Source organism: Azospirillum canadense (genome assembly GCF_025961225.1).
Taxonomy (GTDB): Bacteria; Pseudomonadota; Alphaproteobacteria; order Azospirillales; family Azospirillaceae; genus Azospirillum; species Azospirillum canadense.
The window spans coordinates 2,728,123-2,754,249 of the sequence record NZ_JAOQNG010000001.1 but is presented as its reverse complement, the minus strand read 5'-3'; the positions used below and the strand labels follow the sequence as shown (position 1 = coordinate 2,754,249).

Here is a 26,127-nt window from a genome sequence, read left to right as displayed (position 1 = left end):
GAAGGCGTCGGGTGAGGGTCGCACAAGGATCACGCCTCGATCCTTGGTCGACCCCCACCCCGACCCTCCCCCGGGCTCTCGGCGGCCATAGGCCGCCTGACGCCGTCAGCGCTGGCTTCGCCAGCGCGAGAGGCGGGGGAGGAAGATTTGAGGATTCCATGCAACGTCGCGTCATCTTCGACAACAAGGCGTTGCCGTACCTGCTGCTGACGCCGCAGGTGGCGGTGACGTTGATCTTCTTCATTTGGCCGGCGGCCCAGGCGATCTGGCAGTCGGTCCACCTCCAGGATGCCTTCGGCCTGCGCGCCCAGTTCGTCTGGTTCGAGAATTTCGAGGCGGTGCTGACCGACCCGAACTATCTCGACACACTGTGGATCACCGTGATCTTCTGCGCGGCGGTGACCCTGCTGTCGCTGGGGGCGGCCCTGCTGCTGGCGGTGCTCGCGGACTCAAAGATCAAGGGTGCGGGCGCCTACAAGACGCTGTTGATCTGGCCCTACGCGCTGGCGCCAGCCGTGGCGGCGGTGCTGTGGATGTTCATCTTCAACCCGGAGATCGGCGTGCTGGGCCGCGCGCTGAACAACCTCGGCTATGCCTGGGATTATCGGCTGAACGACACGCAGGCGCTGACCATGGTCGTCCTGGCGGCGAGCTGGAAGCAGGTCTCCTACAACTTCATCTTCTTCCTGGCCGGCTTGCAGGCCATCCCGCGCTCCGTCCTGGAGGCGGCGAGCATCGACGGGGCGAGCGCGTCGCGGCGCTTCTGGACGATCATCTTCCCGCTTCTGTCGCCGACCACCTTCTTCCTGCTGGTGGTGAACATCGTCTACGCCTTCTTCGAGACGTTCGGCACGATCCACGCTCTGACCCACGGCGGCCCCGGCAAGGCGACGGAGACGCTGATCTTCCGCGTCTACCAGGACGGCGTGGTCAACCACGACCTGGGCGCGTCGTCGGCGCAGTCGGTGATCCTGATGGTCATCGTCATCGGCCTGACCGCCATCCAGTTCCGCTTCGTCGAGCGCAAGGTGCATTACTCATGACGCCCAAACGCAATTCCGGCGAACGCAATTCCGGCGAACGCACGTCCAGTGGGGCGCTGGCAAATCTGCTTCCCCACGCGATCCTGATCCTGGGCGTGCTGGTCTTTGCCTTCCCGATCTACATGACGCTGATCGGCTCCACCTGGGACGCCGCCACCATCGGGCGCGGCAACCTGCCGCTGACGCCGGGCGGCGAACTGCTGACCAACTACAACGCCGCGTGGAACGAGACCCAGGGCACCCGCATCCTGCACACGCGCGTGCGGATCATGATGTGGAACAGCCTGGTCATGGCGCTGGTCATCGCGCTGGGCAAGATCGCCATCTCCATCCTGTCGGCCTACGCGGTGGCCTTCTTCCGCTTTCCGCTGCGGATGGTCTTCTTCTGGCTGATCTTCATCACGCTGATGCTGCCGGTGGAGGTCCGCATCATCCCGACTTACGAGGTCGTGGCGAACCTGGGCCTGATCGACACCTACGCCGGCCTGACAATTCCGCTGATCGCGTCGGCCACGGCGACGCTTCTGTTCCGGCAGTTCTTCCTGACCATCCCGGACGAGCTGGTGGAGGCCGCGAAGATCGACGGGGCGGGGGCGGTGCGCTTCTTCGTCGACGTGGTGCTGCCGCTGTCGCGCACGAACATCGCGGCCCTCTTCGTCATCCTCTTCATCTACGGCTGGAACCAGTATCTGTGGCCGCTTCTGGTCACCAACAGCGCCGACATGGAAACCGTGGTCATCGGAATCACCAAGATGATCGGCAACGGCGAGGCCGCGACCGACTGGAACGTGATCATGGCCACCACGGTGCTCGCCATGCTGCCGCCGGTGGCGGTGGTCGTGCTGATGCAGCGGTGGTTCGTCAAAGGCCTTGTGGACAGCGAGAAATAAGAACATGGCAACGGTCGATCTGAATCGGGTCCGCAAGTCCTATGGGTCCGTCGAGGCCATCAAGGGCATCGACATCGCAATCGCGGACGGGGAGTTCCTGGTGCTGCTGGGCCCGTCGGGCTGCGGCAAGTCCACGCTGCTGCGCATGGTCGCCGGGCTGGAAAGCATCACCGGCGGCGAGATCGCCATCGGCGGGCGCGTGGTCAACGGGCTGGAGCCCAAGGACCGCGACATCGCCATGGTGTTCCAGAACTACGCGCTCTACCCGCACATGAGCGTGTTCGACAACATGGCCTACGGGCTGAAGATCCGCGGCCTGCCGAAGTCCGACATCCAGGCGCGCGTCGCCAAGGCGGCGGAGATCCTGGAACTCGGCCGCTTCCTCGACCGCCGGCCGAGCCAGTTGTCGGGCGGCCAGCGCCAGCGCGTCGCCATGGGCCGCGCCATCGTGCGCGAGCCCGCCGCCTTCCTGTTTGACGAGCCGCTGTCGAATCTGGACGCCAAGCTGCGCACCCAGATGCGCGTGGAGATCAAGCGCCTCCAGGACCGGCTGGGCATCACCAGCCTGTACGTCACCCACGACCAGGTGGAGGCGATGACGCTCGCCGACCGCATCCTGGTCATGAACCACGGCGTGGCGGAGCAGATCGGCACGCCGCTGGAGGTCTACCAGCGCCCGGCCAGCCTGTTCGTCGCCGGCTTCATCGGTTCCCCGCCGATGAACGTGCTGGACGCCCGCGTCGGCGCGGACGGCCGGGGCGTCGCCCTGTCCGGTGGCGCCGCCTTCGCGCTGCCCGCGCCGCGCACGGACCTCGCCGGCCGTCCGGTGAAGCTGGGGGTGCGGCCGGAGCATCTGGTGGCCGCTTCCGACGGCGCTCTGGTTGTGATGGTGGAGCTTGTGGAGGCTCTGGGCGCCGACACGGTGATCTACGGTCGGCTGCCGGACGGCGAGCCCCTGGTAGTCCGCGTCAACGGCCTGCCCACCTGCCGCGAGGGCGAAACGCTGCGCCTGGACGCGCCGCCCGCCGCCCTGCACCTGTTCGACGCGGAGACGGGCCGGCGCCTGCCGGATTGAAATTGCCGGATTGAGGGGCCGGGGCGGCGCTGTTGCATTCGCCGCCGCCTCGTGTACCTCTATCGATCCGTTATTTTCCGCGGAACCAAGGGACAAGAAACGCCATGAAGCTCTACCTGAAGCCGGGCGCCTGCTCGCTGTCGCCGCACATCGTCCTGCGCGAGAGCGGCCTGGCCTTCGACATCGCGGCCGTCGATCTCGCCGCCAAGAAACTGGAAGATGGCGCCGATTTCCTGACCGTCAACCCGAAGGGTCAGGTGCCGACGCTGGCGCTCGACGAGGGCGGCATCCTGACCGAAGGCGCGGCGATCGTGCAGTACGTCGCCGACCGTGCGCCGGACAGCGGCCTGCTGCCGCCCGTCGGCTCGCTGGAGCGCTACCGCGTGCTGGAGTGGCTGAACTTCGTCGGGACGGAACTGCACAAGACCTTCAGCCCGCTGTTCCGCCCGAACACTCCGGACGCGTTCAAGGACATCGTCAAGCAGACGCTGACGACCAAGTTCGCGGTGGTGGAGGCCGGGCTCGCCGGCAAGGACTACCTGACGGGCGACCGCTTCACGGTGGCCGACGCCTATTGCTTCACAGTCCTGCGCTGGGCACCGCGCGTCGGCCTGCCGCTGGACGGCTACCCGAACATCACCGCCTACATGGCGCGTGTGGCCGAGCGTCCGGCCGTGGCCGCGGCGCTGGTGGCGGAGGGGATTGCGTAGGGGGGCAGCGCGTTGCCCCCACCCCGACCCTCCCCCGCTTCGCAGGGGAGGGAGACAGGACCTTCGCTAAAATCCGGCGGCAGTCCCCTCCCCTGCGAAGCGGGGGAGGGTTAGGGTGGGGGCAAACGGAGGCCTTTACGCCGCCGAACGCCCACCGCCCGTGTTCCCGCCGCGGGCGCTCCCGTGCGGGGCCGGCCGGCGGTTGTGGCGGTTCTGCTGGTTGGCGGAGGACTTCGCCTTCAGCGGCTGGTCGCCACCGGCGATGCCCTGCGGTTTGGTCGCCTGGGGCTTGGCAGCGGCAGGCTTCCCGCCACCCTGCGCCTGCTGCGGACGGTTGCCTGACCCACGATTCTCCGGCCCACGACCTTCCTGCGAGCGCGGCGGCCGCTGCGGCTTGGGGGCCGGCTTCGGCGGCTTGGCGGAGGAGGCGTGCAGCGCCGCCACCACGGCCGCGTGGTAGGGATGGTCGTGGTCGGTCGGGACCGGCTGGCGGATGGTCTTCTCGATGGCCTTCAGGTAGGCCACCTCCTCCGCGTCGCAGAAGGACACGGCGCTGCCGTCGGTGCCCGCGCGGGCCGTGCGGCCGATGCGGTGGACGTAGCTTTCCGGCTCGTTCGGCAGGTCGAAGTTGATGACGTGTGTGATGCCGTCGATGTCGATGCCGCGCGCCGCGATGTCCGTCGCCACCAGCGCCTTCAGCTCGCCGCCGCGGAAGGACTCCAGCGCGCGGACGCGGGCCGACTGCGACTTGTCGCCGTGGATGGCGTCGGCCGGGACGCCGGCCTTCTTCAGATGCTCCGCGATGCGGTCGGCGCCGTGCTTGGTGCGGGCGAAGACGATGGTCCGCTCCATGGCGTCGTCCGCCAGCAGGTCGGCCAGCAGGCGGCGCTTGTCGGCGCGCTCCACGAACAGCACGCGCTGGGCGATGCGCTCCACCGTCGTGGACTGCGGGGCGACCTCGATGCGCGTGGGATCGGACAGGATGCTGTGGGCGAGGTCGACGACGGCGTCCGGCATGGTGGCGGAGAACAGCAGGGTCTGGCGCTGCTTCGGCAGGGCCGCAACCACCTTCCGCACGTCGCGGATGAAGCCCATGTCGAGCATGCGGTCGGCCTCGTCCAGGACGAAGATCTCGATCTGGTCGAGCACGCACTGATGCTGGGCCATCAGGTCCAGCAGGCGGCCGGGGGTGGCGATCAGCACCTCCGTCCCGCGGGCGAGCGCGGCGACCTGCGGGCTCTGCCCGACGCCGCCGTGGATCACGGTGCGGCGGAGCGGCAGGTGCCGGCCGTAAGTGCGGAAGCTCTCGCCGATCTGCAAGGCCAACTCGCGGGTCGGCGTCAGGATCAGCGTGCGCGGCGCCTTGGACTGCACGCGCTTCTTGGCCTGGAACAGGCGCTGGAGGATTGGCAGGGTGAAGGCGGCGGTCTTGCCGGTGCCGGTCTGGGCGAGGCCGAGCACGTCGCGGCCTTCCAGAAGAACGGGGATGGCGCCGGCCTGGATCGGCGTGGCGGTCTGGTAGCCCTCCTCCGCGACGGCGCGCAGAAGGGGCTCGATCAGGCCGAGGCCACTGAATTCGGTCATACGGGGTGGGTCCTGGTCACGTGAACTAAGGCTGCACCCGGGGGTGCGGCGTGGCTGGGGCGCTCCGCCGCGGGAGTGCGCGGAGCCATCAATTCACCGTGGGAATGGCGCACGGCGCCTCACCGGGACAACGGGATCCGGCACCCCAAAGCAAAATCGACCGCCCACACATAGGGGGTGGGGGCTGATTTGGCAAGCAAACAAGGCGGTTGGGACCGGTTCGGACAGGAAATGTCGCGCCCGCCCCCTTCCCCTTAGGGAAGGGGGCGGCGGGACGGATGGGTGCGGTCAGCTCTTGCTGACCACGCCGCAGGCCACGCGGTCGCCGGAGTTGCCGGCCGGCTCGCTGGCGTAGTCGTCCTGCTGGGCGTGCACGATGAAGGCGGTGCCGCCGGGCTTGAACAGGCTGGCCTGCCCCTCGCTTAGGGTGACGGAGACGGTCACCGCCTCGAAGCCGCCCTTGCCGGACTCGTCCACCCAGAAGTTCGGCAGGTCGCCGGCGTGCGTCGGCGCGGCATCGATTCCGTGCTGGCCGCCGTGTGGGTTGAAGTGGCCACCGGCCGCCGCGAAGCTGGGCGTGCAGGTGCCGTTCTCGTGGATGTGGACCGCGTGCCAGCCGGGCTTCAGCCCGTCCAACTCGGCGTGGACCAGCAGCCCTTGCGGGAACTGCGTCAGGGTGATGGTGCCGAGCGCCTTGCCCTGCGCGTCGCTCATCGCCGCCTGGGCCTGCGGTTGGCCGGGGCCCTGTGCGAAGGCCCCCGCGGCAATGGCGGCCACGGCGATGAAGGCCGCGCCGGCGGCCAGTGACATGCGTCTCATGCGTCTTGTCCCTCCCGTTGTGGATCGGGGCGGAATGGTTTCGCCCGGATGCGCAAAATTGGGGGCCAAGGCGCATGGTCAAGTCAACGCACGCTTTCGGCCAACTGCGGCTTTTCGCCGCGCAAACGGCACGATAGGATTGCGAACGATTTGCATTATGATGGACGGATCGGTCCCTGGGGAAATCCATTGGGGGAGCCGGATCAGCGAAGCCGGAACAAAAAGCCGGAACAACAAGGGTGTTGGCGGGATGACGTCGCGGCTTGAGGCCTTGTGCCTGGAAAAGGGATTGAAGATGACCGGCCAGCGCCGCGTCATCTCGCAGGTTCTGTCCGAAGCGGACGACCACCCCGACGTGGAGGAGGTCCACCGCCGCGCGGTCGTCATCGACCCGCGCATCTCCATCGCCACCGTCTACCGCACCATGCGGCTGCTGGAGGACGCGCAGGTGATCGAGAAGGTGGACCTCGGCGACGGCCGCGCCCGCTACGAGGAGGCGTCGACCGACCACCACCATCACCTGATCGACACGCGCAGCGGCCGCATCATCGAATTCGCCAGCCCGGAGCTTGAGGCGCTGAAGGAGCGCATCGCCCGCGAGCTGGGCTACCGCATCGTCGGGCACCGGCTGGAGATCTACGGGGTTCCGCTCGATGCCGATGGGAACGACATGGACGACGAACCGGTGGACAAAGGGGTGCCTGTATGAAGGATGACGCGCGCCTGATGACCCTCGACACCATTCCGCCGGAAAGCTTCGGCTGCCAGGACGCGGTGCGGCGCTGCTACGCCGGCCTGTGCAACTGTGGCCAGCCGGAGCGCTACGCGCTGGAAGCCGCCGTCACCGTCTTCCGCTACCACAATCCGGACAGCACGCCCTTCCTGGCCGAAACCATCGTCAGCCAGTGGGTGGCCGGCCCCGTCAGGCACTGAACGGCCCGCCACTGATCGTCGCGAAGCGTCAACGGCGGCGCTTCTTCACCAGGGCTTCCGGCGCGAAATCCTCCGGCTTCAGCGGTTTACCGAAGACCGGGGGCTTCAGTTCGTTGTCGATGCCGCTGACCACGTAGCGGCCCCCCTCCAGGTCGTAGGTGATCTCCACCGCCGGCGCGAAGCCCGGCAACTGCGGGTAGGCCACGCCATGCGCCTCGGCGTAGCGGACCAGGTTGCCCTTGGCGTCGTAATGGTCGGCCATGACGATCTGCCAGGAATCCTCGTCCAGGTAATAGGTGCGCTCCGGCAGCGCGTGCCGGAAGTTCGGCTTCAGCTTCGCCTCCACGACCCAGACCCGGTGCAGCTCATAGCGCAGGAATTGCGGGTTCGGGTGCGAGGACCACAGGAAATCCACTGGCGACAGCCCGGCGACGTTCATCCGGTAGGCGTTGTAGGGCACGTACATCTCGCGCCGCGACACCAGCGTGAAGTCGAAGCGGTCCAGCGGCCCGCTGAACATGTCCAGCATGTCGGCGGTGCGGATGCCGCCGGTCGCCGGGTCCGGCCGGTCGTAGACGAAGTCGTTCGCGCGCACCACCTTGCCGCTCTCCCCCGTGCGGAACCAGCCGCCGAAGCCCGCCTGGATGGGGTTCAGCGTCCCTTGCAGGATCAGGGTGGTCCCCGCCTCCGCCTTCGGGGTCAGGGTCGTGCGGCGGTAGAAGAGCGGGCGGCCATCCTGCCCGGCGGCGTAGCTGGACAGCCAGTCTTCGCGGTAGAGCGTCTGGGTCATGGACCCGGTCGCGTCCGACAGGACCGTCGCGCCGGTGCGGGTGACCGACTCCCCCCGCCAACGCAGGATGTGGTTCCACATCGCCTGCACGCCGTTGGCCGGGATCGGGAAGGGCACGCCCACGCGCGCGCCGCTCAGCGCAAGCCCGTTCTCGCCCAGCTTGGCGCGCTTGGCGTTCTCCACCGACTCGTCGTAGACGCGCTGCGGAGCGGCGGCGCTGCGCCGGGTCGGGAAGACCGGGATCGCGAAGGTCGGGTGTTTCTGAAGAAGCTCCTGGAGCCCGGCCGACAGGCGGATCTTGTAGCGATCCAGGTCGGCGGGTTCGACGGTGAACCAGCGCCCGTCCTCGTCGAAGGGATCGGGCAGGGCACGGCCGGGCACCGCGTCGTCGGGTATCGTCGTCAGGCCGCCGGTCCAGGGTGGGATCGCCCGCGTCTTGTTCCCCGCCCGCACGGCGCCGAAGGGGGTCAGTTCCTCCCCCAGCGCAGGGACCTTGGCGGGGGGAGCCTTGTCCTGGGCCTGGACGGGAAGGGATAAGGTGGCGAACGCCAGCAGGATGGCGGCGAAGAGGCGGTTCATGGGGCCGGCAGTCTGATAAGGTGCCGGAAAATACCCCATTTGGCCGAAACGGGCCATCAAGATGGGCCATCAGGAGGCGTGCACGACCTCGTCGATGTAGTGCGGATCCGGACGGCGGTGGAGATCCTCGTAATGGACCAGCACCGGCTCGCCGAGCGGGACCGGCACTCCGTCGCGCCAAGTCCATTCGCCGCGGTCGCAGTCGGCAGCCCGGACGTAGCCGTTGATGTAGAGCCGCCGGTCATGGCCCAAGCCGTTTGTGCCGGTGCGGTTCGGGCCGGAGCCGTGGATGGTGTGCGGGTGCCACAGCCCGACGTCGCCCGGCTCCAGGGCGAAGTCCACCAGCCGCGACGGGTCTAGCCCGGCCTGCTCCAGCGCGTCCTCCGCGATGCCGCTGCCCAGCACGCTGCCCCGCGCGGCGAGCGGCACGTCGCCCAGAAGATGGCTGCCGGGGTAGACGCGCATCGCGCCGCTGTCCACGTTGTGCCGGTCCACGGCGATGCCGGTCTGGACGTAGGAGTTGCCGAGGTTCCGGTACGCCTCCTGCGGGCGGCGGAAGCGGCTGTCCTGGTGGAAAGCGTAGTCGCCGCCGGCCGCGCCCGGCGGCTTCCAGTGCATCTGGTTGATGATCTGCTTCACGTCGCGGCCGACCAGCGGCTCCACGATCCGCAGCATCCGCTCGTCCTGGCGGATCGCGTTCAGGACCGGGTCGCCGTAGGACGGCCACTGCACCATGCGCACCGTGTGCCCAATGGCCGGGTCGTCGGCGACGCGGACGTGGAAGTTGGCGTGCCGGAAGCTGCGTGGGTGGGCCAGCCCGGCCGCGTATTGCCGGTCGAAGGCGGCGGCGAGCCCAGCCACCTCCTCGGCGGAGAAGACGCCGCGCAGGACCACGAAGCCGTCCCGGCGGTAGCGGTCCCGCAGGGTGTCGGGGTCGGTCGGGAAGGGCAGGGGCATGGTCGGCGCCTCGGCGGCAGACGGGGATGACGATGGACGTCTACCCTGATGATTTGCTTTGGCGTGCGCGAGCGCAACCCCGCCGGGTGTGACATCTCTCCCGGCTGGCCCCATCCACCGGCCGGGCGATCTCAAAAGTCGCGGCCCCTTTAAAAGTCCCGAACGAACCGATCCACATCCTCCAGCGCCGCGTCGACCACCGCGGCCAGTCCGGCCAGTCGCGGCCACGGGGACTCCGCCGCCGCGGCGTGCTCCAGCTCCTGCGCGGCGTTGCCCAGCGCTTTGGCCCCCGCGTTGCGCGAGCAGCCCTTCAGGTTGTGGGCGCAGCCGCGCAGGCGGATGGCGTCCTGCGCGGCCAGCGCCGCGGCGAGATCACGGCCGATGCTTCGGCTGACCGTGACGAAGTCGTTCAGCAGCTCCTGGATCAGCGTGCGGTCGTCGCCGCAGAGCTGGCGTAGCGAGGTCAGATCGATCGCCGGGAGGGCGTTTTCGCGAGCCGCTTCCGCCTTCGGCGCTGCCTCCACCGGCCTCGGCGCGGTGGGTGGCGACTCGGTGGAGAGAGTTTGGTCCGCGGGCGCCGGCGGCAGGAAACGGGCCAGCGCCGCGCCCAGCTGGGTGAGGTTCAGCGGCTTGCCCAGTACGCCGTCCATGCCCGTGGCGTGGTAGCGCTCGATGTCGGTGGGGGCGGCGTTGGCCGTGATGGCGATGATCGGCAGGTGGGTCCCGGTGTTGCGCTCGGCGGCGCGGATGCGGCGGGTCAGCTCGAAGCCGTCCACCTCCGGCATTTGGATGTCGGTCAGCAGAAGGGCGTAGCGCTTGGCGTTCGCAGCGGCCAGCGCCTCCGCCCCGCCGTTGGTCAGCTCCGCCGTGTAGCCCAGCGAGTTGAGCTGCATCAGCAGGACCTTGCGGTTGATCGGGTTGTCCTCCGCGACCAGGATCAGGCGGCCCTGGGCCTCGGCCTCCTCCAGGCTGGGCGGCGGCGCCGCGGTCTGGAGCGGATGGGGCGCCGCGCTGAAGCGCGCCGGGCCTGCTGTGGTGGACGCGTCGCCGTCGCCCTCCGCCAGGGCGCGCCCGGCGGCGACGGCCACGGCGCGGAGCAGGACCGAGCGGCGCACCGGCCGGGACACCGGGATCGCCCCTTCCGGCGCGCGGCTGAGCCCGGAGGCGGGATGGCAGAGCAGGACGGTCGGCACCTGCGGTTCGCCGCTGCGCCGGCCCAGCACCTGCGGGGCCTGCGCGGCGGCCGGGGTGTGCAGCCCCTCGTCCACCACCACCACGTCCACCTCCTGGCCGGAGGCCTGGGCCATGCGGGCCTGAGCCGCCAGGGCGCTGGGTTCCCCGGCGGGCAGCACGCGTGCCCCCGCCGTTTCCAGGTAGCAGGAGACGAAGCTGCGCTCCATGTCCTCCGGCAGGCCGATCAGAACCGTCAGGCCCGACAGGTCGGCGTCGGGCTGCGGCGTCTCGGGCAGCGGCATGGCCGCGGTCGTCTCGCCCAGCGTCAGGTCGACCCAGAAGGTGGAGCCACAGCCGGGCGTGCTGTCCACGCCGATCTCGCCCCCCATCAGCGAGACCAGCCGCCGGCAGATCGACAGGCCGAGCCCGGTGCCGCCGAAGCGGCGCGTGGTGGAGCTTTCCGCCTGGGTGAAGGGCTGGAACAGGCGCTTGCGCGCGGCCTCGGCGATGCCGATGCCGGTGTCCGTCACGTCGATGCGCAGGCGTGCCCAGCCGTCCTCCATCCCGGCCAGCGAGGCCTGCACGACGATGCGCCCGGCCTCGGTGAACTTGATGGCGTTGCCGCCCAGGTTGAACAGGATCTGGCGCAGCCGCACGGGATCGCCGAGCAGGGTCTGCGGGATCGCCGGGTCGACGTAGGTCAGGAGCACCAGCCCCTTGTTGCGGGCGGCCGGGGCCAGCGTGTCGGCCACACCCTCGATCAGGGCGGGAACGGAGATGGGCACCTGCTCCAGGTCCATCTTGCCGGCCTCGATCTTCGAGAAGTCGAGGATGTCGTCAATGATGCGCAGCAGCGAGGTCGCCGACTCGCGCATCGTCGCCAGCGTGTCCTGCTGCCCGGCGTCCAGCTGCGTGCGTTCCAGCAGCTCCAGCATGCCCAGCACACCGTTCATCGGCGTGCGGATCTCGTGGCTCATGGTGGCGAGGAAGGCGGATTTCGCCGAGGTCGCCTGCTCCGCCTGCTCCTTGGCGATCTCCATCTGGCGCTCAGCCAGCTTGCGCCGGGTGATGTCGTAGACCCAGGCCAGGAAGACCGGGCGGCCGTCGAGTTGCGTCGGATCGACCGACACCAGCGCCCAGAAGGTGGAACCGTCGGCCCGGCGCAGCCGCACCTCCGCGTCGCGCAGCTGGCGGCGGAAGAAGGTCCAGTGCGTCTCCTGCACCTCCTCGTCGCCGGCATCGACGAACAGGTCGCCGATGCTGGCACCGTTCAGCCGGTCCTTCGGAACGCCCAGCAGGTTGACCAGCCGGTCGTTGCACACGGCGATGGCGCCGTCCGCGTCGTAGGCGCAGACGCCGACCGGGCTCGATTCCAGGATGGCGCGCATCTGCTCGCGGCTCTGCCGCAGCTCGTGCGTGCGCTCCGCCACCTTGGTCTCGATCGACATGATGTAATCGTAGGCGCGCAGCGCCGCGATCACCGCCGTGAACAGCCCTTCCGCCGACAGGTCGGCCTTGGATTTGTAGTCGTTGATGTCGTAGCCGACGATGACGTCGCGCTGCGGCGCCTGGCCGGGCTGGCCGGTGCGCAGGATGATGCGGACGTCGCGGTTTTCCAGCTCGTTGCGGATCCAGTGGACCAGCTTCAGGCCGGCGTCGTCCTCCTCCATCACCACGTCCAGCAGGACGACGGCGATGTCGCGCCGGTCGGACAGGATGCTGCGCGCCTCGGCCGCCGTCATGGCGCCGAGCAGGGAGAGCCGCCGGTCCTGGAACTGCACGTCGGCCAGCAGCAGGCTGGTCATGGAATGGACGTCCTGTTCGTCGTCGACGACCAGGATGGGCCAGGGCGGCCGCGTGGACACCGCCTCGCCGTCTTCCTCGGCGAACAGGATCTCGTCGTCGCTCTCCAGCGCGAGCGTGTCGCCCGTCATGCCATCACCGTCCCTGCTGGCGTCCCCGCCGGTTCCATTCCCGACGGCATTTCGGCGGGCGTTTCGGCGGGCATTTCGTCGGGCTCCCCGGCCGGCGCCTCTGCGGACTCGGTCATCCGCGGCGCCGACTTGGGGATGCGCACGACAAAGGTGGTACCTCTTTGAGGTGTGCTGTCAACGGAGATTCGCCCGCCGAGCGACTGCGTCACCAGATTGAACACGATGTGGAGGCCGAGCCCGCTGCCCCCGGTGCCCCGCTTGGTGGTGAAGAAGGGCTCGAAGACCCTGGACAGGTTGTCGGCCGGGATGCCCGCCCCGTCGTCGGAGAAGCGGATTTCCACCTCCTCCTCCGGCGTTTCCTCCACCGTCAGCGCCATGCGCCCTTCCGCCTGGTCGTGGAAGGCGTGGGTCAGCGCGTTGATGACGAGGTTGGTGATGATCTGGCTGAGCGCGCCGGGGTAGCTGTCCATCTTGATGTCGTCCGGGCACTCGATGGCGACCTTGTGCGGGCTCTTGCGCAGGCGGGGGCCCAGCGAGGTGATGATCTCCTCCAGGTAGGTGCGCAGCTCGAACCGACGGCGCTCCTGGCTGGTCTGGTCCACGGCGACGCGCTTGAAGCTCTGGATCAGCTCGGCGGCGCGGGTCAGGTTCTGCTCGATCAGCCGCGATGATTCGCCCGCCGCCGCGACGTAGGCGACGAGGTCGGACTTCTTCATGGCGCCCTTCTCGAACGCCTCGGTCAGCGCGCGCGTCTTGGACGCCAGGTGCGTGGAGCAGCCGTAGGCGATGCCGACCGGGGTGTTGATCTCGTGCGCGACGCCGGCCACCAGCAGCGCCAGCGAGGCCATCTTCTCCGCCTGCACCAGGCTGTCCTGCGTCTCCTTCAGGTCGGCGTAGGCGGTTTCCAGCGCCTCCATGGCGTTGAAGACCTCCTCGGCGGACCGCGCCTCCACCGTCACGTCGGTGAAGGTGCGGACGAAGCCGCCTTCCGGCAGGGGGTTGGAGCGCACCTCGATGATCGTGCCGTCCGGGCGCCGCCGCTTGAAGGCGAAGGGCTGGTCGGGGATGGCGGCGACCTGTTCCAGCTCCAGGTCGGGGTCGATGCTGAACTCCTCGAAGGCGCCGCGGTCGCGCTGGATGCGGACGATGTCCGGGAACAGCGGGTTGGTCGCCAGGAACTCCGCCGGGACGTCCAGCAGCTCCGCCGCGCGCCGGTTGGACATCACGACCCGCAGGTTGCGGTCCACCATGATGATGCCCTGGTCGGTGTTGTCGAGCGTGATCTGCAGCACGTTGCGTTCGCGGGCGAGGTCCCGCTCCGCCTGCATCCGCTCGGTCACGTCGGACATGGTGCCGGTCAGGCGGATGGCCGTGCCCTCGACGTTGCGCAGCGCGGTGGAGCGGTCCTCGATCCAGGCCCAGCGCCCGTCCCGCCGCCGCATGCGGTAGATGGAGGTGTAGGCCACCGCCTTGTCGCGCAGGCGGCGGCGGGATTCCGCGACCACGCGCCGCATCTCGTCGGGGTGGATCAGCGCCCCCCAGGTCTCCGCCGTCATGGCCAGCTCGTTGGGCCCATAGCCGAGCAGGGCCGGGAATTCCTTCGACCACCAGTACTGGCCGGTGCGCAGGTCGTAGTCCCACACGGAGGAGCGGGTGGCCGCGATGGCCAGCCCCAGCCGCTCCTCGCTCTGGCGCAGCGCCGCCTCCTCCTCGTCCAGGCGGACGAGCATGCCGTTGTAGGCGGCGATGACGCGGCCCAACTCGTCGGCGGACACCCACTGCACCGGCCGGCGCACGTGGTCCTGCTCGGCCGCGCGGATCGAATCGATGAGCCGGCCGAGCGGCACGCCGATGGTCAGCCGGTGCGCGGCCAGGGCCGTAACCACTGTGCCGAACAGCATCAGCGACAGAAGCCACAGGGTGTTGACCACCTCCTGCCGGATCTGTTCGTCCACCGTGGCGTAGCTGAAATGGAGCGTCAGGGTGCCCAGCCGGCGTGTCTGCACCTGGATGACGCGGCGCACCGCCTCGTGTCCGGCGAAGGGCCGGCAGTCCGCCCCCGGCCAGGCGAAGTAGCCGTCGGCCAGCTCGTCCTCGACCTCGATGCACAGAAGCTCGCGGTTGACGGAGATCGCCTGGATGTTGTTGCGGATGGCCGGGACGTCCACCGTCCACAGGCTGGACGACAGGGCGACCGCGTTGATCTCCGCCACCGCCTCGATCCGGTCGCGCAGCGCGCCGCGCAGTTCATTGTACTTGCTGTAGAAGAAGATCGCCGAGAAGCCCAGCGTGGTCAGCGTCAGAATCGGGAACAGGATCAGCAGGAACTTGGCCGACACCGTCGGCACCTTCTTCCAGGCCTGCTCGATCACCGTCATCGGGGCATTCCAAACCCGGTCCGTTCCGAGGGCGGCCGAGGCGCGCGGCCCCGGTCCCTTCCGTCACGGGGTTGTACTATCAACAGGCATCGCCCGTCCATGGTGCAGGAAGGCCGGTCGACGGCGGGGGCGCGGCAAAAGTGCCGCAACCACGGCAACCATCTTGAGGTTTTCGGCGTCCATGCACTACTCTGCGTGTGCATCGCCGCGCGAAAAACGCTGCGCTTGCGGCAACAGCGAGGATGTCCATGGAATTCGAAGCGCGCCACAGCCCCCAGCTCATCGAGGTGCGCATGACCGGCCGGTTGGAATTCACCGACCACGACAGCTTGCCGGACATCGTCGCACTTTTGGACCGGCCGGGCTTGGAGCAGTTCATGCTCGACCTGTCGGACCTCGCCTTCATCGATTCCGCCGGTCTCGGCATGCTCCTGATCCTTCAGGAGGAGGCGGAACAGCGCAACGCGAAGCTGGTCGTCCGCGGGCCGCGCGATGACGTCCGGCGTTCCCTGGACTTGGCTCGGATCGGTGACATCCTCACGATTGAATATTGAGTCGGCCCTGACCGGGCCGGCACTCTCACCCGCGCGGGCCTTCTGCGTGGTGCGCGACCGCGTGCCGGCCGACGTCGCCGCCCGGGCGGCGTCGCGCTTCGGGCTCGCGAAGGAAGGGGCGGGGTCGTCGCGCTCCACCGCGGCGATGCTGGTGGCGGAGGCGAGCCGCGACACGGTCCGCCGGGCGCTGGACCAGAACAGCTTCCTCACCGTCGAGCTGACGGAACTGGAGGACACGACCGGCGCCATCGACGGCGATTGGCTGGGTGCGCCGCCGGTCGAACACGGTTTCTATCTGTCGCTGACCACCGGCACGGCCTACGGCATGCAGTGCGCCGTCCTGGTCTGCGACGAGCTGGCCCGCCGCGGCGTGCTGCGGCCGGAGCGGCGCGGCAACATCGAGCTGTGCCTGCACGAGGCCATCGCCAACGCCATCGTCCACGGCAACATGGGCATCCCCAGCTCCGCCAAGGAAAAGCCGGAGGGCTACCGCCTGTTCGGCCAACTCCTGAAGGAGCGGCTGGGCGACCACGACGTGCGGCAGCGCCGGCTCGACATCTTCGCGCGCTGGAGTGGGGACAGCCTGAACATCGCCGTCGTCGACCAGGGCGGCGGCTTCGACACCACGGCCCTGCCGGAGCAGGCCGACGGCGGCGCCCATTCCGGCCGCGGCTTCCTGTTCATGCGCGCGCTGGCCAAACGGGTCAGCGTGACCGACGGTGGCCGCTGCACCGTCCTGCATTTCGACCTGTGACCGGTCCCCATGGCCATTTCGCTCGCCGCCAGCCGCGTCCTCATCGTTGACGATAACGAGTTCAATCGGAAGTCGCTGGCCCTGATCATCCGTCGCGCGGGCCTGACGCAAATCGAATTCGCGGAGAACGGGGTGGAGGGGCTGCGCAAGGTCGCGTCCTTCCGGCCGGACCTCATCCTGCTCGACGTCAACATGCCGGTGATGGACGGGCTGGAGATGTGCCGCCAGCTGCGCCGCAGCGCGACGCACGAGGAGCTGCCCGTGCTGTTCCAGACCGCGCTGGACAGCGACGAGGAGCAGGTTCGCTGCTTCGAGGCGGGGGGCAGCGACCTCATCTCCAAGCCGATCAAGCCCGGCGAATGCGTGGCTCGCGTCCGCCACCAGCTGGAAAAGCGCAAGCTGTTCAACGACCTCGCCAACTTCCGCGAGCGGGTGGAGCGGGAGCTGAAGCACGCCCAGGCGATGCAGTTGTCGCTGCTGCCCGAACCGAAGCGGCTGCAGGCCATCGCGGAACGGTACGAACTGGTGCTGGACGCCCATTTCGAGACCTCGTCGGAACTGGGCGGCGACTTCTGGAACGTCTACCCGCTGGACGACAACCGTGTGGCCTTCCTGATCGCCGACTTCGCCGGGCACGGCATCACCGCGGCCATCAACGCCTTCCGCCTGCACACGCTGATCGACCGTTTCCCCATGCAGCACGTCCCGCCGTCGGAATGGCTGGCGGGCCTGAACGGCGCGCTGAAGGACGTGCTGCCGACGGGCCAGTTCGCCACCGCCTTCTTCGGCATCCTGGACCTGCACACCGACACGCTGACCTACGCGTCTGCGGGCGCGCCGAACCCGGTGCTGGGGGTGGGCGGCGACATCCGGCTGCTGGACAGCGCGGGGCTGGTGCTCGGCGCCTCGCGGCGGGCGAAGTATGTGGACCGCAGCCTGCGCCTGCCGCGCGGGGGCTTCCTGTTCCTCTACAGCGACGCGCTGATCGAGTGCAGCGGCGAGGGGAACGGTCCGATCGGCCAGGACGGTGTGCCGGACGTCCTGCGCGGTGCCCTGGCGGTCAACCGAACGCAGCCGCTGATCCCGCTGCTCGACCACTTCTACGCCCGCACGAAACAGCCGTTGCGCGACGACCTGACGACGGTGTGGATCGCCCGCCGTCCATAAAACCCAGCGTCCATAACCAAGCCCCGGAGGCAAGCATGGGCGAAGCGAACGGGGCCGGCGAAAGCAGGGCCAGCGAGGGCACGGTGTGGGCGCTGCTGGCCGATGTGCCGTCGGCGCGTCTGGTCCGCTGGCTGGAACCGCAGGCGCCGCAGACCGCCGCCGCGTTGCTTCTTCTGCTTCCGCCCGACCGGGCCGCGGAACTGCTGTCCGGGCTGTCCGACGATCGGCGCGCCCGCACGCTGCGCGGCATGGCCGTGACCCGGCCGGCGGAGCCCGAGGCTCTGGCGATCCTGGAGCGGGTCCTCGGTGCCGACTTGCTGGACCGGCCCGAACCGGCGGGCGGCGACCGCTCGGCCGAGGTCTTGCGGATCATCGGGCAGCTGCCGCCGGACCAGCGGGGCGCCGCGGCGGCGGCGCTGCACGGCCCGGTGCCCCCCTTGCCGCCGGTCGCGGCTTCGCCATTCGCTCCCGCTGCCGCCACCTTGCCGCCGCTGACGCCCGGCCTCTTGGCGATGCTGACCGCGCCGGAGGTGTGGGTCGACCGGCTTCCTATGCTCGAAGTGGCCATGGACCGGTTCGTGCGCCTCTTGACCAGCAGCCTGCGCAGCAGCGGCCCGGTGGAGGTCGGTCTGCAAGCGCTTCGCTCTGTGCGGTTCGGCGATTGGCTGAACGCCACCGACGCGTCGTTGCTGGCGCCGTTCCGGGCGGAGCCGTGGGACGATTACGCCATGCTGGCCCTGCACGGGGACCTGCTGGACAGCCTTGTCGAGGTCCGGCTCGGGGGAAGCCCGGAAACGGCCAGCCTGCGGATCGCACGGCGGCAACCGACCAGCCTCGACCGCGCCTTTGCCGAAGAGTTCGTGCATGCGGTGCTTGACAACCTCGCCGTCGCCTTCGAGCCCATCGGCGCGGTTGCCTTTCCGCTGGATCGGCTGGAGGACTCGCCGCGCCACGCCTGCATCACCCGCGCGCAGAACGCGTGCTTCGTCGCCGACCTTGTCCTGACCGCTCCGGGCCGCACGGGCCGGTTCGAACTGCTGATCCCCTACGGGACGCTGGAACCGGTGCGCGCGGCGCTCCGGCAGATGTTCATGGGAGAGCGCTTCGGCCGGGATCCCCGGTGGGAAGCGCACCTGCGGGCCGAGGTGGCGCGCGCTGCGGTCCGCGTGCAGGCGGTGGTGGGAACGGCGGATCGGCCACTCGGCGAGTTGCGGTCCTGGCGCCCGGGCGCGGTCATCGGTCTTGCTGAACAGCCGGACGACGCCGTCACCCTGACGGTCGATGGGGTTGCGGTGGCTTGCGGGGCGCTCGGCCGGCGGGGATCCCGTTGGGCCGTCGGCGTCGGCGTCGGCGTCGGCGTCGGCGTCGGATCGCCGCCGCCCGACGCCATTTCCCTGCCGGAGGCCGGATCGGAGCCGTCTTCCACCGACCTTGGCGCGCTGTCGCCGTTTCAGGACATCCCGGTGCGCGTATCGGCGGTGGTCGGCGCGGCCGACTTGAGCATTGCCGCGCTGCAAGGCCTGACGACGGGCGGAATCGTCCCGCTGGACCGCGACGTGGGGGAACCGGTCGACATCGTCGCCGCGGACCGGATCGTCGCCCGCGGAGACCTAGTCACCCTGTCCGGCCGCTTGGCCGTCCGCCTCACGGCCGTCTTGTCCACCGGGGCCGGGCCGATGTCGGAGTTGCCATCGCCGGCATGAAAACGGCGGCTTCCTGGAAGAAGCCGCCGTTGTGTTTATCGCCCTTCGGAGGCCGGTTCAGGCCTGGGTCTCCGACGCCGCGACACGGCGCCGCACCCACATGACGCTCTTCAGCGTGAAGAACAGGCCGCCGATGCCCAGCGCGATGAGCAGCAGGACCTTCGGGCCGTTCTCGCCGATCGCGGCGGCAGCCTCGCCGAACATGTAGCCGGCCCCGGCAAAGCTGCACGCCCAGATGCCGGCGGCGAGGAAGTTCCAGAACAGGAACTTGCGCCAGGGCATGCGCGAGGTGCCGACGGCGACGGACGCGATGTTCCGCACGCCGTACAGGAAACGGAATACTAGTATGAAACCGACTCCGTAATCTTCCAGCCATTGCAGCACGCGCGCGGCGCGCGCCTCGCAGGCCGGAAAGCGGGCAAGCGCCTTGCCGCCCCATTTGCGGCCGAGCCAGAAGTAGCACTGGTCACCGAGGAAGCTGCCGATCCAGACCGCGCCAACCAGCCAGTACAGGTTGACGATGCCGAGGTGTGCACCCATGCCGCCGAAAATGACGAAGGTTTCGCCTTCGAAGAACGCCCACGCGAAGGCCAGCGGATAAAAGGCGTTGCCCCAATCCTGCAGCCAGGTGATCCAATCCAACGCTTCCTCCCCCGCAGCCTGTGCGGCCCGAGCGTTCCCCGTCCCATGGGGCGGAGTCACGACGGATCCGACCAGCGGACCGCGCGGAATGGCTCGCGAAAGGCGGCTCCGGAGCGGCCCTCTGCCCAGCCCGACGGTGGCCCCCAAGGGGACACGGCACAGGCTAGGTTACGGACACATGATTGCACATTTGGGCGTGTCTTGTCGCGTAAACTTTCCCACGCCGAAGGTCATGAAAGCGGAAATGTTGGATGGGCTAACTATCATCTCCGGACAGTTCCCCGACCGTCTGGCGCGCCGCGCGCAGCAGGATCGGATTCGGTTCGAAGGGGCCGGACTCGGCGTCCTCTTCCCACCCATCCGGGGCGACGCGCCGCTTCAACTCGCGGGCCGACTCGGCCAGGAGATGGGCGAGCTTCTGGTCCGGCAAGGCCTGGACCAGCGCGCGCAGTTCCGCGTTGGTCAGGGCGGCGGGGTCAAAGGGCTGCTCCACCGGGGCGGTGGGCGGAACGAGCGCCATGGGGATTGTGGACGGGCCGGCCGCCGGAAGCGTCGCCACGGCCTCGCGCACCACGTCGACGGCCATCGGCTCGGCGACCGTGGTGGCGCGCGACCGGCGGGCCGGTTTGCGCGCCCGTTCCGTTTCGGGCAGGCTGTCAAACAGAAGGGGTTGCGTGCTCATCCGACTCACCCGCCGATTACCCGCTGTTCACACGAAACTCGTCACACAAAACGGTTCACGCGAAACTGTTCACCCGCGGTTTGCGAAGTGTTCTCTGTTCATTCTATGGAACGAGACCGGCTTGTCGAGCACAAAGTGCGAACTCACCCGCTTGGCCGTGCCCGGTCCGATCAGATGGCCTGCGCCGACAGCTGTTCCAGCAGCCGCTCCGGGCGGAGGATGCGCGTGCGGCCGACGCTGCGCACGGACAGGAGCTGCCGGTCCACCGTGACGAGCCAGTCGGCGTCGGCGGCCAACGCCACGGCGAGGAACATGTCGTCCTCCGGATCGCGGCACAGCCGGACGTCGGGCACGGACGCCAGCCGGCAGATCTCCGCCTCCAGGACCGCCAGGAAGGCCTCGCGCTGGTCTGCCGGCTTGTACCGGTCGAACGTCGGCCGCATCAGCACGACGCGCAGTTCCGCCAGCGTGGCGTCCGAGGCGAACAGCCGACCCTGCGCCCGCACCGCCGCGACACAGTCCCGGATCGCGAGGTTGCGCCGCGGAACCTCATCGCCAAGCAGGGCGAAGGCGACGAGGATGTTGGTGTCGAGCACGACGCGAAATGGCTCGTTCCGCCGCGTGGCGTGGAGGGGTGGGGTCATGGCGCCGCCAGCATAGGGCGCCGCCGACGGTGCGGGAAGCCGCGGCTTGAGGCGGCAAATCCATTTGGGGTAAAAAGACCCTGCACCGCACGCAATCTTCACGGACCAGGCCCGGAATGACCACAGTTTTGATCGTCGACGACAGCCGTCTCGCCAGGGACATGGTCGGCAGCGTGATCGCCTCGCTTCGGCCGGACTGGACCATCCTGTCGGCGGCCGGCGGCGACGAGGCGCTGGGCAAGCTGGGCGAAGCCGTCCCGGTGGCGGCGATCGTGGACTACAACATGCCGGGGATGGACGGGCTGACCCTGTCCGCGAAGCTGAAGGAGCTGTTCCCCGGCCTGACCATCGGCATCCTGACCGCCAACGTGCAGGACGCCTTGAGAAAGAAGGCGGAGGCGCTCGGCTGCCGGTTCATTCCGAAGCCCATCACCTCCGACAAGATCCGCGAGTTCCTGGCCGCGGCGGGGCAGTGATCGCCATGCCGCTGCTCTCCCTCGACCCCGACGAGGCCGACGCGATCGCCGAGTTGTTCAACATCGGCATGGGACAGTCGGCCGCCGCCCTCGGCGACATGATCGGCGAGGAGGTCCAACTGTCGGTGCCCTCCTTGTCGGTGTCCAGCCGTTCCCGCATCGCCCACGAATTCGACGCCGATGCCGCCGCGCGCGTCTGCGCGGTGCAGGGGGACTTCAGCGGTCCCTTCACCGGCCAGGCGATGCTGATCTTTCCGGAACGCGGGACGCTCGCCCTGGTCGGGCGCGTGATGCCCGTGGATCCGGCCGCCAGCGCGCCGGGCGAGGTCGAGCTGGACGCGCTGACGGAGATCGGCAACATCATCCTGAACGGCTGCCTCGCCAGCCTGTCGAACCTTGTGGAGAGCGAGGTTTCCGGCGCGCTGCCCTGCTGCTGCACCGGCCAGCCGGCGGAGATCATCGGCGCTGCCGACGAAGACCCAATCCTGTTCGTGCGCATCGACGTCGCGCTGGCCACGGGCGACGCCTGCGGCCAAGTGCTGTTTCTGCTGAACATCGCCTCCCTCGACGGCTTCCGCGAGGCCATCCGGAAGGCGCTGGCGAGTCTTTGAGGCTGCCTTGACGAAGGGGCGGCCCTGGGCCTATCTTCAAGGGGTGTCGTGGTAAGCGTGCGCAAGCACCGCAACCGTCGCCCGCTAAGGAGGGGCTGTATGGCCCCGCTAGTGACTTGAGGCAGGACCATCGTCGGTGTGCCGACTCCCAATCAGAGCCGTCCTTCGGGACGGCTCTTTTGGTTTCAGCTTGCTTCGAGTTCGAGCCATTGCGGGCGCCTGGCCTTCAGCTCAACCGGCCGTATCGCGATTTTCGCTGTGGTGGACGACCTTTCGGATTTTTCCCCGATCCATAGGGTTGGTATGTCCCGATAAGCCGTGTTCGCGATGATGTCGGCGATCTGCACGCCATCGCTGGCTTGGCTGTCGACGAATTGCACGGTGACGCGGTTCGCCCGCGTGCGGCCTGAGAGGCCGGCAACGATGGAGTCATGAACGCCGTGCTGCCGCGCGCCGTTGTACCGCCGGTCGGCGGAGATGGCGATGGTGGACCTTTCGCCAAGCCAGAGCGTGCTCTCGATGACCAACTCGGCCCACAGCTCATGGTCGTCCAACGCGGCGAGCGCCCAACTGCCAATCTGGTCCAACCCTCGGCAAAAGACGACGCTCGCCTGCGGCCATGGGCTTCGGTCCAGCAAATCGAAGAAGATCTTCCGGTGTTTGTCCGTCAACCGGCTGCCCTTGACCTCGCCGCGCAGTCCTGTGGCCTTGCGGAACTTCTTCATGATGCGCGTGGCCTCGTCCGCGGACAGCGCCACCGCGGCGACGAGGAACAGACTGTCGTCCCGTCCGGTCCCGCCGGATTCGTCACAGAAGATGTGCATGGGGTTCGCAGGACGTCGTCAACCGCTCACCCCGTCCGCGTCAGCACCAGGGCGGTGAGGTCATCGTCGATGGGGCCGGTGGCGCGCAGCGCGTCGAGGATGCCGTCGAGGAAGCGCCGGTCGTCCGTCTCGCCGATCCGCGCGGCGACCATGGAGGCGAGGCCGGGTTCGTCCAGCACGTCGTTGCCGACCGGGATCTCGATGGCGCCGTCGGAATAGAGGAACAGCCGTCCGCCCGCCGGCAGCGGGGCGGAGCGCTCCTCGTACGTCGCGGAGGACAGCAGGCCGAGCGGCAGGCCGGCGCTGTCGACCAGCGTCGGTTCGGCGTCGCCCGGCGCCCACAGCATCGGCCGCGTCGCGCCGGCCGACGCGTAGACGAAGCGGTTCTCCTCCAGATCGACCACTCCGGCCAGCATCGTCGCGAACTGCCCGTTCGGCAGCAGCGCGCACAGGCGCTTGTTGACCGTGGCCAGGAAGGCGGCGGGCGAAAAGTCGGAGAAGTCCATCTGCTGCCCGATGGCGTGCAGGCGGAAGGTGTTCAGCGCCGCCCCGACGCCATGGCCGGAAAAGTCCACCATCGTCACGACGGGCCGGCCCCGGCCGTCGATCCGCAGATCCCAGAAGTCCCCGCCCAGCTCCGACGACGGCGCAAAATGGGCGTGGATGCGCACGCCGGTGGAGGTTTCCAGCTCCGCAAGGCGGTCCGGCGTCGGCAGCAGCCGTTCCTGCATCTTGCGGGCGAGCGCCAGTTCGGTTTCCGTGCGCTCGCGGAACATCCGCAGGTCGTGCAGCAGCGCCCGGTTCTGCAGGTGGATGCGCACGCGCGCCAGCAGTTCCACGGCGTTGATCGGCTTGGTGACGTAGTCGGTCGCCCCGGCGGCGAAGGCCTTGGCGCGGTCCTCCGCCCGGTTCAGGCTGGACTGCACCAGCACGGGCAGATCCTTCCAGGTCGGGTCGGCGCGCAGGCGCCGGCACATCTCGAACCCGTCCAGGTTCGGCATCATCAGGTCCAGCAGGATCATGTCCGGCCGGAACTGTTCCATGCGGGCCAGCGCGTCGTTGCCGTCCTCGGCCATTTCGATGTGCCGGACGCCGCCGCGTTCCAGCAGGGCGAGCAGCAGGTGACGGTTGACGCGGTTGTCGTCGACCACCATCACGCGCGCGTTTTCCAGGATTGGGGCGGGGCCGGGATGGTCGTTCATGCCGCCGCCCCGCGCTCGATCCAGACGAGCGTGTGGTCGTCCGGCGGCGTTTCCCCCAGCGCCGCAGCCAACGCCGCGGTGAGGGTCGCGAAGGCGTCGCCGTCGTCTCCCGCAACGCTCACCGCCGCCATGACCTTGCGATCGAAGGCCGGGCGATCGTCACCATCGTTCCCGTCATTATTCCCGTCATCGACCGGCTCATCGCTGAGCGCGTCGAGCACGGCGTTCGAATAGAGCGCGAGCCGGGCGCCGGGCGGGAAGGGCAGCGTGCACGCGTCGTAGCGGTTGCCTGCGGTGATGCCCACCGGCAGGCCTGTTGCGTTGCCGAACAACAGCGCCGCTCCGCCGGGCGGGATCACCAGGGGGTGGGTCGCCGCCGCCGCGGCGTAGGTGAAGCGCCCGGCGGTGCTGTCCACGACGCCGTAGATGACCGTCGCGTGTTCCCCCAACTCCAGCAGGCTGACGGCGCGGTCGTTCAGCTCCGCCAGGAAGGCGTCTGGCCGGTCGCCCAGCGTCGGCGCCAGTTCGTGGATCAGCGTGTGCATACGGAAGGCGTTCAGCGCCGCCGACACGCCGCGCCCGGCCATATCGAGCAGGAACACGCCGAAGCGCCCGGCGTCCAGCGGCAGGACGCCCCAGAGGTCCCCGCCCATGTCGGACGACAGCAGGATGTGGGAGCGGAGGTCCACCCCGGCGCTGCCCTTCAGCGCAGCGCGCAGCGCGGGGGAGGGCAGCAGGTGGTCGTGCATGGACCGCGCCATCGCCAGTTCCCCCTCCACGCGCGCGCGGTAGCACTGCAGGTCGCGGATCAGGACGCGGTTTTCCAGGTGGATGCGCACGCGGGCCAGCAGCTCCGCCCGGTCCAGCGGCTTGGAGATCAGGTCGGTGGTGCCGGCGGCGAAGGCCTTGTTGCGGTCGTCGCTGGATGACAGGGCGGTCTGCACCAGCACCGGCAGGTCGGCGTAGGCGTGGTCGGCGCGCAGGCGCCGGCAGACCTCGAACCCGTCCATGCCCGGCATCATGATGTCCAGGATCACCAGATCCGGTGTGCGCGCCGCGATCTGCGAAAGCGCGTCGAACCCGTCCTTGGCGTAAGCAATGTCGTGGAAGCCCGCCTCGGTCAGCAGCGCCCCGATCAGGGTGCGGTTGAAGTCGGTGTCGTCGACCACCAAGATGTGGCAATCGGCTGTGGCAGGCCGGTCTTCCAGAGCCCGGTCTTCCTGCTCCACGGCGTTTGAGCCCGCCACCGCCGCCCCGGTCATAGCGGGAACCTCATGCGGATGCGCCGGCCGCCGTCCAGCAGCTGAAGCTCCTCCGCTATGGCCGCGATCATGTCCAGCCCGCGGCCCGACGCGCCGAACTCCATGTGCTCCGGACGGGCGTAGCCGGGTCCCTCGTCGGCGACCTCGACTAGGATGCCGTCGGCTTCCAGCCAGACGGCGACCTCGATCCGGCGGTTGGCGAAGGCCGGATCGGCCAAGCGCGCCGCGAGGTCCTGGGAGAAGCGCTCCAGCGCCGCGACGCTCAGCCCCTTCATGCCCTCGACCTGAAGGTTGCCGTGCACCAGCGCGTTGCTGACGGCCTCGTGGAACGCCAGCTCCATGTCGTCGCGCTGGGCTTCCGGCAGCGGGTGCAGGTCGGTGATGGCCCGGACGATGCGCGCGGCGAGCTGGACGTGGTTCGCCGTCGCCGTGGTCAGGAAGGCGAACAGGTCGGCCCGCCGCGCCCGCCCGGCGGCATCGCCCAAGGCGGCGTCGGACAGGGTGCCCACCTCGATCCATGCGGCAATGGGCCGCGCCCAGGACTCCGCCGCCTCGGCGCTGTCGACGCCGTCGAGCAGAGCGAGAACGGTCGCGGCACCGCGCGTCGGGGTCGCGGAGTCGCCGCGCCGCCACAGGGGAAGCTGCAGCGCCGCGGACAGGCGTTCCAGCCGTTCGGGCGGAACGCCCAGCCCATGCAGGGCGGCGACGCGTGGCTGCTCCATGGGATGGTGGTCCATGGGG

At 69.1% G+C, this 26,127-nt stretch carries 25 protein-coding genes; 12 read left to right on the top strand and 13 right to left on the bottom strand.

Annotated elements, in window-relative coordinates:
- Nucleotides 1–158: 158 nt before the first annotated feature.
- From ugpA to gstA, 4 genes are all read left to right on the top strand, one after another.
- Complete coding sequence (ugpA, locus tag M2351_RS13125; protein WP_264656491.1) at nt 159–1,043, top strand: sn-glycerol-3-phosphate ABC transporter permease UgpA; 885 nt, start codon at nt 159–161, stop codon at nt 1,041–1,043.
- Nucleotides 1,040–1,933, top strand: coding sequence for a sn-glycerol-3-phosphate ABC transporter permease UgpE (gene ugpE, locus M2351_RS13120; RefSeq protein ID WP_264656490.1), 894 nt, complete (start codon nt 1,040–1,042; stop codon nt 1,931–1,933). The genes ugpA and ugpE overlap by 4 nt, the downstream gene beginning before the upstream one ends.
- Nucleotides 1,934–1,937: 4 nt before the next feature.
- The gene (locus tag M2351_RS13115) at nt 1,938–3,008 is read left to right on the top strand and encodes a sn-glycerol-3-phosphate import ATP-binding protein UgpC (RefSeq protein WP_264656489.1); all 1,071 of its coding nucleotides are present in this window, start codon (nt 1,938–1,940) and stop codon (nt 3,006–3,008) included.
- Between the two features lie 104 nt (nt 3,009–3,112).
- Entirely contained in the window at nt 3,113–3,718 is a 606-nt protein-coding gene (gene gstA, locus M2351_RS13110; RefSeq protein WP_264656488.1) for a glutathione transferase GstA, read from the top strand.
- Between the two features lie 135 nt (nt 3,719–3,853).
- On the opposite strand, the gene M2351_RS13105 is transcribed toward gstA, so the two are convergent.
- Both M2351_RS13105 and M2351_RS13100 read right to left on the bottom strand, forming a co-directional pair.
- Nucleotides 3,854–5,302 carry a DEAD/DEAH box helicase gene (locus M2351_RS13105; protein WP_264656487.1) on the bottom strand — a complete coding sequence of 483 codons (1,449 nt, stop codon included), beginning with the start codon at nt 5,300–5,302 and terminating at the stop codon, nt 3,854–3,856.
- Nucleotides 5,303–5,590: 288 nt separating this feature from the next.
- Nucleotides 5,591–6,121 carry a superoxide dismutase family protein gene (locus M2351_RS13100; RefSeq protein ID WP_264656486.1) on the bottom strand — a complete coding sequence of 177 codons (531 nt, stop codon included), beginning with the start codon at nt 6,119–6,121 and terminating at the stop codon, nt 5,591–5,593.
- Nucleotides 6,122–6,371: 250 nt separating this feature from the next.
- On the opposite strand from M2351_RS13100, the gene M2351_RS13095 reads away from it, so the two are divergent.
- Together M2351_RS13095 and M2351_RS13090 are read left to right on the top strand one after the other, a co-directional pair.
- A complete protein-coding gene (locus M2351_RS13095) occupies nt 6,372–6,830 on the top strand; it encodes a Fur family transcriptional regulator (RefSeq protein WP_264656485.1) in 459 nt (152 codons plus the stop codon).
- Nucleotides 6,827–7,054: a hypothetical protein gene (locus tag M2351_RS13090; RefSeq protein ID WP_264656484.1), complete on the top strand. Its 228-nt coding sequence runs from the start codon at nt 6,827–6,829 to the stop codon at nt 7,052–7,054. The genes M2351_RS13095 and M2351_RS13090 overlap by 4 nt, the downstream gene beginning before the upstream one ends.
- Nucleotides 7,055–7,082: 28 nt before the next feature.
- Here the strand turns inward: M2351_RS13090 and M2351_RS13085 are convergent, their stop codons facing one another.
- From M2351_RS13085 to M2351_RS13070, 4 genes are all read right to left on the bottom strand, one after another.
- Nucleotides 7,083–8,423, bottom strand: a complete 1,341-nt coding sequence (locus M2351_RS13085) for a DUF1329 domain-containing protein (protein WP_264656483.1) — start codon at nt 8,421–8,423, stop codon at nt 7,083–7,085.
- A 69-nt stretch (nt 8,424–8,492) separates the two neighbouring features.
- A complete protein-coding gene (locus M2351_RS13080) occupies nt 8,493–9,380 on the bottom strand; it encodes a phytanoyl-CoA dioxygenase family protein (protein WP_264656482.1) in 888 nt (295 codons plus the stop codon).
- 149 nt (nt 9,381–9,529) lie between these two features.
- Nucleotides 9,530–12,487: a response regulator gene (locus M2351_RS13075; RefSeq protein ID WP_264656481.1), complete on the bottom strand. Its 2,958-nt coding sequence runs from the start codon at nt 12,485–12,487 to the stop codon at nt 9,530–9,532.
- A complete protein-coding gene (locus M2351_RS13070; protein WP_264656480.1) occupies nt 12,484–14,865 on the bottom strand; it encodes a PAS domain-containing sensor histidine kinase in 2,382 nt (793 codons plus the stop codon). The genes M2351_RS13075 and M2351_RS13070 overlap by 4 nt, the downstream gene beginning before the upstream one ends.
- A gap of 248 nt (nt 14,866–15,113) precedes the next feature.
- Here M2351_RS13070 and M2351_RS13065 point away from each other — a divergent pair, with 248 nt between their 5' ends.
- The 4 genes from M2351_RS13065 to M2351_RS13050 are packed head-to-tail and all read left to right on the top strand — an operon-like array spanning nt 15,114 to nt 19,043.
- On the top strand, nt 15,114–15,419 hold the full coding sequence (locus M2351_RS13065) for an STAS domain-containing protein (protein WP_264656479.1): 306 nt from the start codon (nt 15,114–15,116) through the stop codon (nt 15,417–15,419).
- Complete coding sequence (locus tag M2351_RS13060; protein WP_264656478.1) at nt 15,409–16,173, top strand: ATP-binding protein; 765 nt, start codon at nt 15,409–15,411, stop codon at nt 16,171–16,173. Before M2351_RS13065 ends, M2351_RS13060 begins: the two co-directional genes overlap by 11 nt.
- Nucleotides 16,174–16,182: 9 nt before the next feature.
- A complete protein-coding gene (locus tag M2351_RS13055; RefSeq protein ID WP_264656477.1) occupies nt 16,183–17,340 on the top strand; it encodes a PP2C family protein-serine/threonine phosphatase in 1,158 nt (385 codons plus the stop codon).
- Between the two features lie 35 nt (nt 17,341–17,375).
- Nucleotides 17,376–19,043, top strand: a complete 1,668-nt coding sequence (locus M2351_RS13050) for a FliM/FliN family flagellar motor switch protein (protein ID WP_264656476.1) — start codon at nt 17,376–17,378, stop codon at nt 19,041–19,043.
- Nucleotides 19,044–19,100: 57 nt separating this feature from the next.
- Here M2351_RS13050 and M2351_RS13045 read toward each other — a convergent pair whose 3' ends face one another.
- The 3 genes from M2351_RS13045 to M2351_RS13035 all read right to left on the bottom strand — a co-directional run bounded on the left by M2351_RS13045 (nt 19,101) and on the right by M2351_RS13035 (nt 21,011).
- Entirely contained in the window at nt 19,101–19,685 is a 585-nt protein-coding gene (locus M2351_RS13045; protein WP_264656475.1) for a DedA family protein, read from the bottom strand.
- 256 nt (nt 19,686–19,941) lie between these two features.
- Nucleotides 19,942–20,367, bottom strand: a complete 426-nt coding sequence (locus M2351_RS13040; protein ID WP_264656474.1) for a hypothetical protein — start codon at nt 20,365–20,367, stop codon at nt 19,942–19,944.
- A 170-nt stretch (nt 20,368–20,537) separates the two neighbouring features.
- A complete protein-coding gene (locus tag M2351_RS13035) occupies nt 20,538–21,011 on the bottom strand; it encodes a putative toxin-antitoxin system toxin component, PIN family (RefSeq protein WP_264656473.1) in 474 nt (157 codons plus the stop codon).
- Between the two features lie 116 nt (nt 21,012–21,127).
- On the opposite strand from M2351_RS13035, the gene M2351_RS13030 reads away from it, so the two are divergent.
- Together M2351_RS13030 and M2351_RS13025 are read left to right on the top strand one after the other, a co-directional pair.
- Nucleotides 21,128–21,487 (top strand): response regulator, encoded by a 360-nt coding sequence (locus M2351_RS13030; RefSeq protein WP_264656472.1) that lies wholly within the window; start codon nt 21,128–21,130, stop codon nt 21,485–21,487.
- Nucleotides 21,488–21,492: 5 nt separating this feature from the next.
- The gene (locus tag M2351_RS13025; RefSeq protein ID WP_264656471.1) at nt 21,493–22,098 is read left to right on the top strand and encodes a chemotaxis protein; all 606 of its coding nucleotides are present in this window, start codon (nt 21,493–21,495) and stop codon (nt 22,096–22,098) included.
- Between the two features lie 185 nt (nt 22,099–22,283).
- Here the strand turns inward: M2351_RS13025 and M2351_RS13020 are convergent, their stop codons facing one another.
- From M2351_RS13020 to M2351_RS13005, 4 genes are read right to left on the bottom strand one after another with little or no spacing between them, the layout of a single operon-like run.
- Nucleotides 22,284–22,922 (bottom strand): DUF3800 domain-containing protein, encoded by a 639-nt coding sequence (locus M2351_RS13020; RefSeq protein ID WP_264656470.1) that lies wholly within the window; start codon nt 22,920–22,922, stop codon nt 22,284–22,286.
- A 26-nt stretch (nt 22,923–22,948) separates the two neighbouring features.
- Nucleotides 22,949–24,124, bottom strand: a complete 1,176-nt coding sequence (locus M2351_RS13015) for a PP2C family protein-serine/threonine phosphatase (RefSeq protein WP_264656469.1) — start codon at nt 24,122–24,124, stop codon at nt 22,949–22,951.
- Nucleotides 24,121–25,386 (bottom strand): fused response regulator/phosphatase, encoded by a 1,266-nt coding sequence (locus tag M2351_RS13010; RefSeq protein ID WP_264656468.1) that lies wholly within the window; start codon nt 25,384–25,386, stop codon nt 24,121–24,123. The genes M2351_RS13015 and M2351_RS13010 overlap by 4 nt, the downstream gene beginning before the upstream one ends.
- Nucleotides 25,383–26,123 (bottom strand): ATP-binding protein, encoded by a 741-nt coding sequence (locus tag M2351_RS13005; RefSeq protein ID WP_264656467.1) that lies wholly within the window; start codon nt 26,121–26,123, stop codon nt 25,383–25,385. The genes M2351_RS13010 and M2351_RS13005 overlap by 4 nt, the downstream gene beginning before the upstream one ends.
- Nucleotides 26,124–26,127: the final 4 nt, after the last annotated feature.

Coding starts and splice junctions, on each gene's coding strand:
- M2351_RS13085 (WP_264656483.1), bottom strand. CDS start 8,423: ATGAACCGCCTCTTCGCCGCCATCCTGCTGGCGTTCGCCACCTTATCC.
- M2351_RS13005 (WP_264656467.1), bottom strand. CDS start 26,123: ATGGACCACCATCCCATGGAGCAGCCACGCGTCGCCGCCCTGCATGGG.
- M2351_RS13025 (WP_264656471.1), top strand. CDS start 21,493: ATGCCGCTGCTCTCCCTCGACCCCGACGAGGCCGACGCGATCGCCGAG.
- M2351_RS13015 (WP_264656469.1), bottom strand. CDS start 24,124: ATGAACGACCATCCCGGCCCCGCCCCAATCCTGGAAAACGCGCGCGTG.
- M2351_RS13030 (WP_264656472.1), top strand. CDS start 21,128: ATGACCACAGTTTTGATCGTCGACGACAGCCGTCTCGCCAGGGACATG.
- M2351_RS13065 (WP_264656479.1), top strand. CDS start 15,114: ATGGAATTCGAAGCGCGCCACAGCCCCCAGCTCATCGAGGTGCGCATG.
- M2351_RS13070 (WP_264656480.1), bottom strand. CDS start 14,865: ATGACGGTGATCGAGCAGGCCTGGAAGAAGGTGCCGACGGTGTCGGCC.
- M2351_RS13035 (WP_264656473.1), bottom strand. CDS start 21,011: ATGACCCCACCCCTCCACGCCACGCGGCGGAACGAGCCATTTCGCGTC.
- ugpE (WP_264656490.1), top strand. CDS start 1,040: ATGACGCCCAAACGCAATTCCGGCGAACGCAATTCCGGCGAACGCACG.
- M2351_RS13080 (WP_264656482.1), bottom strand. CDS start 9,380: ATGCCCCTGCCCTTCCCGACCGACCCCGACACCCTGCGGGACCGCTAC.
- M2351_RS13055 (WP_264656477.1), top strand. CDS start 16,183: ATGGCCATTTCGCTCGCCGCCAGCCGCGTCCTCATCGTTGACGATAAC.
- M2351_RS13050 (WP_264656476.1), top strand. CDS start 17,376: ATGGGCGAAGCGAACGGGGCCGGCGAAAGCAGGGCCAGCGAGGGCACG.
- M2351_RS13115 (WP_264656489.1), top strand. CDS start 1,938: ATGGCAACGGTCGATCTGAATCGGGTCCGCAAGTCCTATGGGTCCGTC.
- M2351_RS13040 (WP_264656474.1), bottom strand. CDS start 20,367: ATGAGCACGCAACCCCTTCTGTTTGACAGCCTGCCCGAAACGGAACGG.
- M2351_RS13020 (WP_264656470.1), bottom strand. CDS start 22,922: ATGCACATCTTCTGTGACGAATCCGGCGGGACCGGACGGGACGACAGT.
- M2351_RS13105 (WP_264656487.1), bottom strand. CDS start 5,302: ATGACCGAATTCAGTGGCCTCGGCCTGATCGAGCCCCTTCTGCGCGCC.
- ugpA (WP_264656491.1), top strand. CDS start 159: ATGCAACGTCGCGTCATCTTCGACAACAAGGCGTTGCCGTACCTGCTG.
- M2351_RS13100 (WP_264656486.1), bottom strand. CDS start 6,121: ATGAGACGCATGTCACTGGCCGCCGGCGCGGCCTTCATCGCCGTGGCC.
- M2351_RS13075 (WP_264656481.1), bottom strand. CDS start 12,487: ATGACGGGCGACACGCTCGCGCTGGAGAGCGACGACGAGATCCTGTTC.
- M2351_RS13090 (WP_264656484.1), top strand. CDS start 6,827: ATGAAGGATGACGCGCGCCTGATGACCCTCGACACCATTCCGCCGGAA.
- M2351_RS13095 (WP_264656485.1), top strand. CDS start 6,372: ATGACGTCGCGGCTTGAGGCCTTGTGCCTGGAAAAGGGATTGAAGATG.
- M2351_RS13010 (WP_264656468.1), bottom strand. CDS start 25,386: ATGACCGGGGCGGCGGTGGCGGGCTCAAACGCCGTGGAGCAGGAAGAC.
- gstA (WP_264656488.1), top strand. CDS start 3,113: ATGAAGCTCTACCTGAAGCCGGGCGCCTGCTCGCTGTCGCCGCACATC.